At 52.1% G+C, this 12,698-nt stretch carries 13 protein-coding genes; 8 read left to right on the forward strand and 5 right to left on the reverse strand.

The window, feature by feature from the left end:
* Positions 1-41 precede the first annotated feature (41 nt).
* Positions 42-1,277 (forward strand): glutamyl-tRNA reductase, encoded by a 1,236-nt coding sequence (locus IPK30_06835; GenBank protein ID MBK8103000.1) that lies wholly within the window; start codon positions 42-44, stop codon positions 1,275-1,277.
* Here IPK30_06835 and IPK30_06840 read toward each other — a convergent pair.
* Positions 1,240-2,802 carry a glycosyltransferase family 39 protein gene (locus IPK30_06840; GenBank protein ID MBK8103001.1) on the reverse strand — a complete coding sequence of 521 codons (1,563 nt, stop codon included), beginning with the start codon at positions 2,800-2,802 and terminating at the stop codon, positions 1,240-1,242. The genes IPK30_06835 and IPK30_06840 overlap by 38 nt on opposite strands.
* A gap of 91 nt (positions 2,803-2,893) precedes the next feature.
* Between IPK30_06840 and prfA the strand changes: the two genes are divergently transcribed.
* From prfA to moeB, 3 genes are read left to right on the forward strand one after another with little or no spacing between them, the layout of a single operon-like run.
* Complete coding sequence (prfA, locus tag IPK30_06845; protein MBK8103002.1) at positions 2,894-3,979, forward strand: peptide chain release factor 1; 1,086 nt, start codon at positions 2,894-2,896, stop codon at positions 3,977-3,979.
* A gap of 2 nt (positions 3,980-3,981) precedes the next feature.
* On the forward strand, positions 3,982-4,848 hold the full coding sequence (prmC, locus tag IPK30_06850; protein MBK8103003.1) for a peptide chain release factor N(5)-glutamine methyltransferase: 867 nt from the start codon (positions 3,982-3,984) through the stop codon (positions 4,846-4,848).
* Positions 4,841-5,596, forward strand: coding sequence for a molybdopterin-synthase adenylyltransferase MoeB (gene moeB, locus IPK30_06855; protein MBK8103004.1), 756 nt, complete (start codon positions 4,841-4,843; stop codon positions 5,594-5,596). Before prmC ends, moeB begins: the two co-directional genes overlap by 8 nt.
* Here the strand turns inward: moeB and IPK30_06860 are convergent.
* Genes IPK30_06860 through IPK30_06870 form a run of 3 tightly spaced genes read right to left on the reverse strand, consistent with a single transcriptional unit; the run spans position 5,593 to position 8,082 of the window.
* Positions 5,593-6,345, reverse strand: coding sequence for a pteridine reductase (locus IPK30_06860; GenBank protein MBK8103005.1), 753 nt, complete (start codon positions 6,343-6,345; stop codon positions 5,593-5,595). The two genes, moeB and IPK30_06860, sit on opposite strands and share 4 nt — an antisense overlap.
* Positions 6,342-7,577: a multifunctional CCA addition/repair protein gene (locus tag IPK30_06865; protein MBK8103006.1), complete on the reverse strand. Its 1,236-nt coding sequence runs from the start codon at positions 7,575-7,577 to the stop codon at positions 6,342-6,344. Before IPK30_06865 ends, IPK30_06860 begins: the two co-directional genes overlap by 4 nt.
* 25 nt (positions 7,578-7,602) lie before the next feature.
* On the reverse strand, positions 7,603-8,082 hold the full coding sequence (locus IPK30_06870) for a glycine zipper 2TM domain-containing protein (protein MBK8103007.1): 480 nt from the start codon (positions 8,080-8,082) through the stop codon (positions 7,603-7,605).
* Positions 8,083-8,184: 102 nt separating this feature from the next.
* On the opposite strand from IPK30_06870, the gene galE reads away from it, so the two are divergent.
* A complete protein-coding gene (galE, locus tag IPK30_06875) occupies positions 8,185-9,219 on the forward strand; it encodes a UDP-glucose 4-epimerase GalE (GenBank protein ID MBK8103008.1) in 1,035 nt (344 codons plus the stop codon).
* A gap of 18 nt (positions 9,220-9,237) precedes the next feature.
* Here galE and crp read toward each other — a convergent pair whose 3' ends face one another.
* Positions 9,238-9,876 (reverse strand): cAMP-activated global transcriptional regulator CRP, encoded by a 639-nt coding sequence (gene crp, locus IPK30_06880; protein MBK8103009.1) that lies wholly within the window; start codon positions 9,874-9,876, stop codon positions 9,238-9,240.
* Positions 9,877-9,969: 93 nt separating this feature from the next.
* Between crp and IPK30_06885 the strand changes: the two genes are divergently transcribed.
* From IPK30_06885 to IPK30_06895, 3 genes are all read left to right on the forward strand, one after another.
* A complete protein-coding gene (locus tag IPK30_06885) occupies positions 9,970-10,392 on the forward strand; it encodes an OsmC family protein (protein ID MBK8103010.1) in 423 nt (140 codons plus the stop codon).
* 106 nt (positions 10,393-10,498) lie between these two features.
* Complete coding sequence (gene rpsU, locus IPK30_06890) at positions 10,499-10,714, forward strand: 30S ribosomal protein S21 (protein MBK8103011.1); 216 nt, start codon at positions 10,499-10,501, stop codon at positions 10,712-10,714.
* Between the two features lie 125 nt (positions 10,715-10,839).
* Positions 10,840-12,696, forward strand: a complete 1,857-nt coding sequence (locus IPK30_06895) for a DNA primase (GenBank protein ID MBK8103012.1) — start codon at positions 10,840-10,842, stop codon at positions 12,694-12,696.
* Positions 12,697-12,698 lie beyond the last annotated feature (2 nt).

Raw genomic sequence — 12,698 nt, forward strand, 5'->3', positions numbered from 1 at the left:
TAGAGAGACTGCGGATTACCCAACACGAGGTGGACGCTATAATGCCGCCGATTCTTGCGGGTTACTGCATGTCTGTCTTGGTTGTTGGCATTAATCACAATTCTGCTTCGGTGGCGTTGCGCGAGCGCGTCAGCATTGCGCCTGCGCAGATGACCGAGGCGCTGGGCTCGCTCTCGGCGGCAATGGGAGGGGCGGATGCGGTCATTCTGTCCACTTGCAATCGCACGGAACTGTATTTAGCTGCCGAGGCAGGCCTGCACGCGCATGCCGTGTTGGATTGGTTGGCAGGATTTCACCAATTATCTGCTGATGAATTGCGGCACTGTTATTACAGTCACGATAGCGAAATAGCGGTACGGCACTTGATGTTGGTGTCCTGCGGTTTGGACTCCTTGGTGTTGGGCGAGCCACAGATTTTTGGTCAGATGAAATCGGCGGTTGCACAAGCCGTAGAAGCGGGCACTTTGAATGGTTCGCTGCATCAAACTTTCCAACAAGTATTTGCCGTTTCCAAGCGCGTGCGTTCTGAGACGGCAATTGGACACAATCCAGTATCGGTAGCGTATGCAGCGGTGCGTTTGGCGCAGCAAATATTTTCTGATTTGCGCAACAACACCGCTTTGTTAATTGGCGCAGGAAAAACCATTGAGTTGGTGGCGCGCCATTTGCGCGAGCAGGGTATAGATCGCATTGTTATTGCCAATCGCACACTGGAACGCGCGCAAGAGTTAGCGGAATCCATTCAAGCAGAAGCGATTTTATTGGGTGATATTCCTCTGCGTTTACATGAGGCAGATATCGTCATTTCATCCACCGCCAGCCAGTTGCCCGTATTGGGTAAGGGTGCGGTTGAGCAAGCCTTAAAACAACGGCGACACCGGCCAATGTTGATGGTGGATATCGCCGTGCCGCGTGATATCGAGGCGCAAGTGGCTGAATTGGATGATGTGTATTTGTATACCGTCGATGATTTGCGCGATGTGATTGATGAAAATTTACGCGCGCGTGAGCAAGCGGCAGAAGATGCGCGCATCATTGTTGAAGAAGGCGTTGCTGCGTATCGACAAGGAAAGTTTGAGCAGGAAGCGGCGTCAAGTATCGTGGAATATCGCCGCAAGGCAGAAACATGGCGTGATGCTGAAGTGGAGCGCGCGCTCAAAGCGGTGGCGCAAGGGCAATCATTGGATGATGCGGTAAAAGCCTTGGCGCGCAACTTAACCAATAAGTTATTGCATCACCCTACGGAGATGCTGAAGCGTCTGCCGGAAAAGCGCTAGGCTTTTTGTGGCGGTAAATGGTGTATTCGCCATCGACTTCTTCCGCCACCTCGTAGTTTGTTTCAAGAAAAATAAAGAGTTCGCGAAATTCTTTCAGTCGATTGCCGCCGGCTGGGTGAAAGAAATTGTGAATATAAACAAAAAATGCAGGTGGATTTCTCGTCATGGTATCCAGAAACTCACGACGAAAAGCCTGCGTTACGGGTGAGTTAGGCTGTAGGTAGAGTGGAATGTCTTCGACAAAGCGTGTGGCGCTGGTAGCGCGCGCTAACAGCAGTGCGCCTTGACCGTCACCGGAGCCGTCTAAGCTCTGTACCCTATCGTTTGGTTTTAAATTGGCGCTTAAATAGCGCGCAATTTTCTGTGAGCGAATATCGCGATTTTCTACTGTGTAATGTTTGGCATATAAATTTGTGATGTCATATTTCCCAATTGTATAAGTGATGGCAAGAAATAGCAGAGCAGGAAGGGTGGCGATAAATTTTTCTACAGGGTGTGCATGGGTGGTGGTTGGAGTAAGCAGCAGGGAGAAACATAGAATTGCAAAGAAATAGGGTGGAAGCAGGTGCGCCACCCAAAATTTCCCCGCAATAATTTCATGCCAACTGATGGCAAAAGTTATGGCAGCGATGTAACAAAGGCGCGTCAATATTTCTGGGTTGCTACGATGTTGTCGCCATGCCCACAGCAAGCCTGGGAGCGAGAGCAAGCTCATTTTTAACAAATGTTCTCCTTGCATGCGTGCCAGCTCAATCAGCTGTTGTTGTGAGTTGTCGTAGTGATATAAATCGGGGCGTGTAGAGACATAAAGTGGCGTATAAGTTTTGTACAGCGCAATTAGCTCTTTGAAGTCAGCGTGTTGTATGCCCCACAGCAGCGGTGCAGCAAAGACGGCAAGAAATGCGAGTGCAATTGGGGGAAGTGTTGTTTTGATGCGCTGAAAATAGTTCCCCTGCATTTTTGATAGCAAAACCCCAAACAAGGCAGGTGCTACAACAGCGAAGTTGGGCTTGAGTGCACAAGCAGCGCCGCACAGTGCGCCTATCCATACAGCATCACGCACAGGATTTGTTTTGATGTTGCATGTCAGTGCCAAGGCGGCGACAAGCGGGAGTGTGGCGATATAGTCGCGCTGGAAAGCAGCGGTTGTGCCGCCGGCGAAATAAACGAGTGCAAACAGCGCCGGCGCAAACACCGCGCTGGTTTTTGAAATGGGCGCGAGGATTTTCCAGCTGCAGAAAGTAATTGTGGCAAGAATGCATGCATCAAGCAGGCGAACAGGTAGGGCGCTATAGCCAAACAGCTTTCCAATCATTGCGTGAAAGAAGAATGGCCCTGGCAAATTGTTTTCAAAAATATCGCGATACAGCAGGAAATGTTTTTCGTTAATCAGATAGGCGCTGTAGTGCAGCATCGCCAAATCCATTTCTATGGGTTGGTAGCGAGCGAGCCACAGACAGGTCAGCGCAGCGCTGGCGGCAAGCGCTGCGCAAATCCATGCGGCGATATAGGTGATTTTGGACACGATGAGTTCCGTCGAGGTGTGCAATCGGCGCCATCATACCTGTCAGACGACAAACAACGATACAATGCAAAACTATTAATGAGCGTGCCTGATGAAGCCTTCTATCCTCGCCAAATTGCAACGATTGCTAGAGCGCCACGAAGAGTTAGCGGCTCTGCTGAGTGATGCAGAGGTGATTGCGAATCAAGAGAAATTTCGCCTGTATTCGCGCGAGTTTGCCGAGCTGGAGCCGGTGGTTGCCGCATACCGCAGTTACCAAACGGTGATAGACGATATCCAAACAGCCAAAGAATTACTGCAAGACGGCGATGCGGAACTCAAAGCGATGGCGGAAGACGAGCTGCGCGATGCGGACACTCGTCTACAAACAGTTGAGGAAGAATTGCAGACGCTGTTGTTGCCGAAAGATCCTGATGATGGGCGCAATGTGTTTTTAGAAATCCGCGCTGGCACCGGTGGCGATGAGGCTGCTATTTTTTCCGGCGATTTGTTTCGCATGTATAGCCGTTATGCGGATGAGCGCGGTTGGCGTGTGGAAATTATCAGCGAGCGCCCGGGTGAGCACGGCGGTTACAAAGAAATCATTACCCGTGTGTCGGGTGCTGATGTGTATTCGCGTTTGAAGTTTGAATCGGGCGCACACCGTGTGCAGCGCGTGCCGGCAACGGAGGCGCAAGGGCGTATTCATACATCTGCTTGTACGGTTGCCATTCTTCCTGAGCTGGATGAAGTGGAAGCCGTGAACATCGATAAAAATGAATTGCGTATTGATACTTTTCGCTCGTCTGGCGCTGGCGGTCAACATGTCAATAAAACCGATTCTGCCATTCGTATCACGCATCTTCCCAGTGGCATAGTGGTGGAATGTCAGGACGAACGCAGTCAACATAAAAACCGCGCGCGTGCGATGGCGTTGTTGGTGGCGAAATTGCATAGCAGTGCAGTGAGTCAGCGGCAACAACAGCAAGCAGATGAGCGCAGAAATTTGGTGGGCAGCGGCGATCGTTCGGAGCGCATTCGCACCTACAATTTTCCGCAAGGTCGCATGACCGATCACCGCATTAATCTCACGCTGTACGCCTTGGATGAAATCATGCAAGGAAAGTTAGATGCCGTGATTCAGCCGCTGGTCAACGAGCATCAAGCGGATTTGTTGGCAGCATTGGGTAACGAGTAAAAATGGCGGCGTTGCAAACTATCGAACATTGCCTTGCACGGGCTGCGATTGTGTTGCAAAACACCAGTGATAGCCCGCGCTTAGATGCTGAAGTTTTGCTATCCACTTTGCTAAAACGCAGTAGAGCTTATTTGTATGCTTACGGTGATTCAGTGCTCGATGCAGCAATAGATGCTGCGTTTTTTCAGCAAATAGCGCGTAGGAAATCTGGCGAGCCTGTGGCACATATCACTGGCAGCCGTGAATTTTGGTCACTGCCTTTGTTGGTTAATAGCAGTACGCTGATTCCACGCCCCGATACCGAACTGTTAGTTGAAAAAGCATTGGCGCTTTGTCAAAAAGAGCAGGCGCGTGTCATTGATTTGGGAACCGGCACTGGTGCTATCGCCTTGGCATTGGCAAAAGAAAAGCCAGCGTGGCGTATTGATGCTGTGGATAGACAATCAAATGCCGTGCAACTTGCACAGAAAAATGCAGAAACACTCGAGCTAAAGAATGTGCGGATTTATGAAAGTGACTGGTTTTCTGCGGTTCCGGTTGATCGGCGTTTTGATTTGATTATTAGCAATCCGCCGTATATCGCAAACGATGATCCGCATTTGCTGGAAGGTGATGTGCGGTTTGAGCCGTACAGTGCTTTGGTTGCTGCAGATGATGGCTATGCTGGTTTGTTTTTGATTGCGCGTGAAGCGAGAAATTTTTTGTGTGATCGAGGCGTGTTGTTGTTGGAACACGGTTTTGCGCAGGGAGAAAAATTGCGCGCTTATTTGCAACAGTGCGGTTACGGCAGCGTGCAAACAGAACACGATTACGGCGGCAATGAGCGCGTGACATGGGCTGTGTGGCGGGGTGAGGTGTATCGTGGATGATCAGCAATTGCTGCGCTACAGTCGCCACATCATGTTGGATGGTTTTGATGTGGAGGGGCAGGAGCGCGTCAATCGTGCGCGGGTGTTACTGATTGGTGCTGGCGGCTTGGGTTGCCCTGCTGCCATGTATCTCGCCGCCAGTGGTGTGGGCCACTTAGTTATTGCAGATGATGATGCGGTGGAGTTGAGTAATTTGCAGCGCCAAATTGCGCACAGTCATGCAGATATTGGAAAAGCAAAAGTGGATTCGCTAGCAGAAACACTGCGAGAAATTAATCCTACGGTGGTGATTGAGATGCTGCCTCTGCGCTTGCAGGGTGAGGCTTTGTTGCAGCAAATTGCCAAAGCCGATGTGGTGCTGGATTGTTCGGATAATTTCACCACGCGCTTGGCAATCAATCATGCCTGTGTGCAACACAAGAAGCCTTTGGTTTCTGGTGCGGCGATTCGCAGCGAAGGCCAGATTTCCGTATTTAATTGTCGCGCAACAAGTCCTTGCTATGCCTGTTTATACGGCGAGCGGGACATGCAGGAAAATTTATCGTGCAGTGATAGCGGCGTGTTGTCGCCTTTGGTGGGTATTATCGGTGCAACGCAGGCAGCAGAAGCCATAAAAATCATTGCGCATTACGGCGATCCGCTGGATGGTCGCGTGTTATTACTGGATGCGCGCACAATGCAATGGCGCACACTCACCTTGAAAAAAGATCAGGCCTGCGCTGTTTGTGGTGGTAAGCATCACGCCTAAAACTGCAAGCTGCGCCCACCATCAACGCGCAGTATTTGTCCGGTGATATAAGGTGCGTCGCGCAATAAAAATAATACAGTGCGCGCAATATCGTCTGCGTTGCCGGTGCGCTGTAATGGAATGCTGGCGAGTATTTTTTCTTGTGTGGCTTTGTGAGAGTCGCTGTGGATTTCTGGCCAGAGTATCGCGCCAGGGGCGATGCCGTTGACGCGCACTTGCGGCGCCAATTCCACTGCTAACGATTGCGTGAGCATCACATTGCCCGCTTTTGCCATGCAGTAAACCGTGTGGCTGCTCAGTGGCTTTTCTGCATAGATGTCGGCGATATTGATAATGCAGCCAGCATGTTTTTTGAGTGTGGGTGCCAGTGACTGTGCGAGAAAAAAGGGCGCTTTCATATTGCTGTCGATCAGCGCATCCCAATCCTGTTCTGTGGTTTTTCCGATAGGCGTTGGATGAAACGCAGAGGCGTTGTTGATCAGTGCATCTAGGCGTCCCCAGCGCGCTTCAGCTTGTTGTGCTAGGTGTTGCAGTGTGGGTGTATCTTGCAAATCCGCAGCAAAACACACGGCAGATGCCGTGCGTTGTTGGTTAAGTGTGCTTGTCAGTGCGTGAGCTTTTTCTGCGGAGTGTCGATAGTGAATAACGATATTGTAGCCAGCACTGTGTAGCAATTCGGCAATCACAGCGCCGATGCGTTGTGCTGCGCCGGTAATTAAAGCTACAGGATTGGAGGTTTCTGTGTTCATGTGGATGCCGTTTCTGGTTGCGCAATGGTTTTTAATGCCGCAATGCGCAAACGCCGCAACTCTGCGCCAAATTGTTTTCCGGTGAATTTTTCTGGATCAACGGATTTCCCTGTGACGACACAGCACAGTGCAAACGCTTTGCGCAAAAAAGCAGTGGGTTTGTAATCGCATTGCTCAAAGCCTGTGCGACCGCGTGCGTCAGCTTCACAAGCCATCAAGAATGGCTCTAGTCGTTGTGGACGACGAAATAAATCCAAGTTTTCAAACAGTTCAAGTAGGGTTGTTGCACGCAGTGTTAATGCGCGATGGCAATGCGTGTGATACACGGCCGTTAATACGGCGAGGTCACGATATTCTGTCGGTGCGCCTAAGCGTTCACACAGGGCAAGAACCAGTGGTTTGCTTTTGCCTTCATGGCCAATATGACGCGGCAATACATCGGTTGGCGTGAGCGCTTTGCCTAAGTCGTGACAGAGTGTTGCGAAGCGCGCCTGTGTGTTGTCGGTCAATTTTGCGCATTGCTCCAATGCCATCAGCGTATGTATGCCAGTGTCAATTTCTGGATGGTGTTGCGGTGATTGTGGTACGCCAAACAGCGCATCTACTTCTGGAAAAATAACTGCTAGCGCTCCGCATTGCCGTAATACAGCAAAAAAAACTTGTGGATTTCTTTCGCCCAGTGCCCGTTCACATTCACGCCATACGCGCTCTGCTGTGAGTGCGGAAACTTCACCGCTTGTCACCATATTTCGCATTAGTGCCAGTGTTTCATCGGCGATGCTAAAACCTAAATGATGAAACCGAGCGGCGAAGCGCGCCAGCCGCAAGATACGCACCGGATCTTCTGTGAATGCGGGTGAGACATGACGCAGGATTTTTTGCTGTAAATCCTTTTGGCCGCCGTAAGGATCAAACAGTTTTCCATTGCTATCCTGCGCAATGGCATTGATCGTCAAATCGCGTCGATACAAATCTTGTTCGAGCGTAACTGAAGGATCTGCATGAAAAATAAAGCCGTGATAGCCGGGTGCAGTTTTTCGTTCCGTGCGCGCCAGTGCGTATTCTTCATGCGTTTCTGGGTGCAAAAACACAGGAAAATCTTTGCCGACTGGTGTGTAGCCTTGTGTAAGCATTTGCTCGGGCGTTGCGTTCGTGACTACCCAGTCGCGCTCGTGTATGGACAGGCCGAGCAGCTGATCGCGCACCGCACCGCCAACCAAATAAGTTTCCATCGCGTTGTGCGTGACTGACAATAATTTAGTTGCGGTAGCTGCGGGAATCTATGGGCGTTACCCGTGCTCTGCCATTGGCGTAAGTAACGCGTACACGCTGTCCAGGAACAAATTCGTTAGTATCTTTGACGGCTTGCACAACGGAAATCCCCGATCCATCATCTAGCACGACTGTAATTTCCATACCCTGCGACTGCGTGAATTTTTCTTGCGCCATGCCACCTACCACCGCGCCCACCACTGACCCCACAAAGGTAGCAATTGCGCGTCCGTGTTCACCTGTAACCGCATGAGCGGCGACACCGCCAATCACTGCGCCGCTGCCTTGGCCAATCATGTTTTTTTCGCCTTCAATGGCGACGAGGCGCACGGTGTCTACCGTGCCGTACTGCATGGTGGCGGCATAACCTGTTTCTTGGCGCGAATATGTGTCAGCAGATGCTTCGTTAGCGCCAACGGCAAGGCCGAGACAAATAACCAATAAAGGCAGCAATGAGATTTTCATGGGGAGCGCCATTTGGGTGGGGTGTGTTCACAGAATACCGGTTTTTACTGCCGAAAACAGACGGGGCTCTTTATACTCGCCTCTGAAATTTAATGGGTGGATATTGCGGTGACAGAGACAATTTTGGTTACAGGTGGGGCGGGTTATATCGGCAGCCATGCGTGTGTGGCGCTATTGATTGCAGGTTTTGAAGTTGTGGTATTGGACAACTTCAGTAACAGCCATCCGCTTGCTTTAGAACGGGTGCAAAAAATCACCGGCAGAACACTTGTTTTTCAGCAAGGTGATTTGCGCGATCACACTATGTTGGATCAACTTTTCCACGCGCATAGGATCAGCGCAGTGATGCACTTTGCTGGCCTGAAAGCGGTGGGCGAGTCTTGTAGCAATCCCTTGGCTTATTACGACAACAATGTGGTGGGCACAATCCACCTATTACAAGTGATGCAAGCGCACGCGGTGCAGCGCTTGATTTTTAGTTCGTCAGCCACGGTATATCGTCCCAGCGCCGTGATGCCATTGGATGAAAATGCAGCGCTAGGTGCGACAAATCCCTACGGACAAACCAAGCAGATGATTGAGCAAATGCTGATGGATTGTTGTGCTTCTGCGCCATGGCAAGTGGCACTGCTGCGCTACTTCAATCCCGTCGGTGCGCATGAAAGTGGATTAATTGGCGAAGATCCCGCTGGCATTCCCAATAATTTGCTGCCGTATGTGGCGCAAGTTGCCGCAGGGGTGCGCGAAGTGCTGCCGGTGTTCGGCAATGATTACAACACGCCAGATGGCACCGGTGTGCGTGATTTTATTCATGTACAAGATTTAGTCGCAGGACACTTAGCGGCACTGCGTTTGTTATTGACGAAAGATAAACAGCAGGCGTTTTGCCGTCCGTACAATTTGGGTACTGGTAACGGCTATAGCGTATTAGAAATGGTGCAGGCGTTTGAGCGCATCAGCGGCAAATCCGTACGGTATCGCATCATGCCGCGCCGCGATGGTGATGTGGCAGCATGCTGGGCCAATGCACAGCGTGCGCAGCAAGAATTGAGTTGGGTGGCAGAAAAAAATCTGGATGCGATGTTGGCCGATAGCTGGCGCTGGCAGTCCAACAATCCGCAGGGTTATCGCAGCTAAATGGTGACTGCGTGCTGTTTAGCGCGCATCAAATATCACTATGGTTTTTCCACTGGCAGAAATTAAATTTTGTTCTTCCAGTGTTTTTAGTACGCGACCGACCATCTCGCGCGAGCAGCCGACAATGCGACCGATTTCTTGGCGTGTCACGCGAATTTGCATGCCTTTGGGGTGCGTCACCGCATCGGGTTCTTTGCACAAGTCGAGCAGGGTGCGCGCAACGCGACCGGTTACATCCATAAATGCCAAATCGCCCACTTTGCGTGTAGTGGTGCGCAAACGATGCGCGAGTTGCTTGCCCATCGCCAGCAAAATATCTGGGTGCTTGTCGCTGATTTCGTGAAATTTGGTGTAGCTGATTTCACCAACTTCGCAGGGATTTTTTGCGCGCACCCACGCGCTGCGCGGGCTGTCGCCATCTTCAAATAAACCCATCTCGCCAAAAAAATCGCCCGCGTTGAGATAGGCAACGATCATTTCTCTGCCGTCGGCATCTTCAATTAAAACGGTGACGGAGCCGCTGATGATGTAGTAGAGCGCGTCGCTGGTGTCGCCGGCATAGATGATGGTGCTTTTCGCGGGATAGCGACGGCGATGGCAGTGCGCGAGAAACGCGTCGACATTGTGAATTTTGGGTGTGAGTGAAACAGAAACCAAGGCAACATCTCCTTTTTCTTGTTGATGTCGTGCGTTGCAACGGTGGGTTTGTGATAATGCGACTGTAAACAAAAGCGCGGGTAATTGGAAACGATGAAATCAACAGTGAAATGGGTGGGTGAGGCGATGTTCCTTGCAGAAGCGGGCAGCGGGCATTGCGTGTTGATGGATGGGCCACCCGATCACGGCGGTCGCAACCTCGGCCCGCGCCCGATGGAGATGTTGTTGATGGGCATGGGTGGCTGCGCCTCGTTTGATGTGGTGAGCATCCTGAAAAAATCGCGCCAAGCGGTCACTGATTGCGTGGCACAGCTGGAGGCGGAACGCGCCGATGAAATTCCAGCGGTGTTTACCCGCATTCATATCCACTTCGTGGTGAGCGGTAAAGATTTAAAGGAGGCGCAGGTCAAGCGGGCAGTGGATCTGTCTGCTGAGAAGTACTGTTCGGCCTCCATTATGTTCAGCAAGGCGGGCGTTGCTGTCAGCCACAGCTACGAAATTGCGGCAGAAGCCTGAATGCCTGTTCTTGGCAGGTTTACAGCGCTGGGTCACAAGGGCTAGAATTCGCGCCCCCGCCTGTGGCTGGGGTTGTTAATCGAAATATCTAATTTTGGAAGAACACATGCCATCTGTACGTTTGAAAGAAAACGAGCCATTTGATGTTGCCCTGCGCCGTTTCAAGCGCTCTTGCGAAAAAGCCGGTCTTTTGGCTGAAGTGCGTCGCCGCGAGTTCTACGAGAAGCCTACCTCTGTGCGTAAGCGTAAAGCTGCTGCAGCTGTGAAGCGTCACCTGAAGAAACTGTCGCGCGAAAATCGCCGTCAACAGCGTCTGTATTGATGGCCTCGCCCAGTTCGCTGGGCATTTTGTAACCAGTTATTGAGAAACCACGCATGCCGCCATGCGTGGTTTTTTGCGTTTGCAGTATCATGCAGCGACTTTTTGCGGGGTAAAAAACGGAACGCATGGCAGGACTGATCCCCCAATCCTTCATTGATGATTTACTCGATCGCGCAGACATTGTGGAAGTGGTCGACCGCCGCGTGCGCCTGAAAAAAAGCGGCCGCAACTACATGGCTTGTTGCCCGTTTCACGAAGAAAAAACCCCCTCGTTCAGCGTCAATCAAGAAAAACAGTTCTACCACTGCTTTGGCTGTGGCGCGAGCGGCAACGCCATCGGCTTTTTAATGGCATTTGAAAATCTCGATTTTCCGCGCGCTGTGGAGAGCTTGGCGCAGTTGCAGGGCGTGGAAGTGCCGCGCGAGCAGGTGTCAGAGCAAGAGCAAAAAAACCAGCGCACGCAGCAAGATCTGTGCGCCCTGCTGGAGCAGGCGGCGGCTTGGTATCGCCGCCAGTTACAACAGCATCCGCAAGCCGCCAAAGCGCGTGCGTACTTGCAGCAGCGCGGGCTGTCGGAAGCCATCATCGAGCAATTTGAGATTGGCTACGCGCCACCGGGTTGGGACAACCTCATGCAGCACTTGCTGCAAGCGGGTTGGCAGGAAGCACAGTTACTGGACAGCGGCATGCTGGTGGATCGCGAGGAGACGGGCAAACGCTACGACCGCTTTCGTGACCGCGTGATGTTCCCCATTCGAGATCTGCGTGGGCGCGTCATTGCCTTCGGCGGTCGTGTACTGACTGACGAAAAACCCAAATACTTAAACTCGCCGGAAACACCGGTATTTTCCAAAGGGCGCGAGTTATACGGTTTATACGAAGCCAACCGCAGCAAGAATCCTGCATCGCGTCTCGTGGTGGTAGAGGGCTACATGGATGTGGTGGCGCTGGCGCAGTTTGGCTTGGTCGGCGCGGTGGCGACACTAGGTACGGCGGCGGGAACAGCGCATTTGGAAAAAGCATTTCGCTACGCCAGCGAAGTGGTGTTTTGTTTTGACGGTGATGAAGCTGGCCGTCGCGCCGCTGCGCGTGCACTGGAAGTCTCACTGCCCGCACTGCGCGAACAGCGTCAAGTGCGTTTTTTGTTTTTGGGCGATGGCGAAGATCCAGATAGTTATGTGCGTCGGCGCGGGTTGGAGGCGTTCACTGCGCTGCTGGAAAAGGCACTACCGCTGTCGGAATATCTGTTTGAACAGACCAGTGTGGGTTTGCAATTGGAGACGGCCGAAGGCCGTGCGGCGCTTGCCAGTCGCGCCGTGCCACAATTGCAGCGCCTGCCGGAAGGGCCATTCAAGCAACAGCTGTTTATTGATCTCTCGCTGCGCTCCCAGCTAGATGTTGCCTATTTGCAGCAGATGGGCGGTGCAGTGGTAGCGCAGCCGCAGGTGGCGTCGACGCGCAGCGATGCGCAGAAAAGCCATACGAATCAAAATGATAGTGGTGAGGCAGCAAGGTCGCCGGCAGTCGAGCGAGTGGTTGGTCGGCGTATCGTACTCAGCCTGCAGGAATCCATCTTGCACCTGCTCTTGCACTACCCGCATTTACACCAGCACGCACTGCCGCTGCTGCCGCGCTTGTTGCAGGGGCAACAAACTGGCGAATTGCTGTACTTGGTGCGCTTGATCGCCCTGTTGCGTGATCACCCCGAAGCCAGTTGTAGTCGCCTGCTAGGGCTATGGCACGGCCAATACGGCAGCGATGGCAGTGCCAAATTGTATGAATTGGCAAACCGCGAAAAACTGGTGGAGAGCGAGTTGTCGGCAGTTGGTCAGTTGCAGGATGCACTGGCGCGTTTGTTGGCGCTGATTGAGAAAGACGATCCGCTGCAACGCCTGATCGACAAATCGCGCAACGGTGCATTAACTGAGCTGGAAAAACATGAGCTGCAGCGTTTGCTGCGCGAAAAACACACCGTCACTTGAGC

This window comes from Cellvibrionales bacterium (assembly GCA_016713115.1).
In the GTDB taxonomy this organism is placed as follows: domain Bacteria; phylum Pseudomonadota; class Gammaproteobacteria; order Pseudomonadales; family UBA7239; genus UBA7239.

What these genes read in the sequence shown, in the direction of transcription:
- IPK30_06870 (MBK8103007.1), bottom strand. Translation starts at nt 8,082, where the DNA reads ATGAAAATCTCATTGCTGCCTTTATTGGTTATTTGTCTCGGCCTTGCC.
- prmC (MBK8103003.1), top strand. Translation starts at nt 3,982, where the DNA reads ATGGCGGCGTTGCAAACTATCGAACATTGCCTTGCACGGGCTGCGATT.
- IPK30_06860 (MBK8103005.1), bottom strand. Translation starts at nt 6,345, where the DNA reads ATGAACACAGAAACCTCCAATCCTGTAGCTTTAATTACCGGCGCAGCA.
- IPK30_06865 (MBK8103006.1), bottom strand. Translation starts at nt 7,577, where the DNA reads ATGGAAACTTATTTGGTTGGCGGTGCGGTGCGCGATCAGCTGCTCGGC.
- rpsU (MBK8103011.1), top strand. Translation starts at nt 10,499, where the DNA reads ATGCCATCTGTACGTTTGAAAGAAAACGAGCCATTTGATGTTGCCCTG.
- IPK30_06895 (MBK8103012.1), top strand. Translation starts at nt 10,840, where the DNA reads ATGGCAGGACTGATCCCCCAATCCTTCATTGATGATTTACTCGATCGC.
- IPK30_06885 (MBK8103010.1), top strand. Translation starts at nt 9,970, where the DNA reads ATGAAATCAACAGTGAAATGGGTGGGTGAGGCGATGTTCCTTGCAGAA.
- prfA (MBK8103002.1), top strand. Translation starts at nt 2,894, where the DNA reads ATGAAGCCTTCTATCCTCGCCAAATTGCAACGATTGCTAGAGCGCCAC.
- IPK30_06835 (MBK8103000.1), top strand. Translation starts at nt 42, where the DNA reads ATGCCGCCGATTCTTGCGGGTTACTGCATGTCTGTCTTGGTTGTTGGC.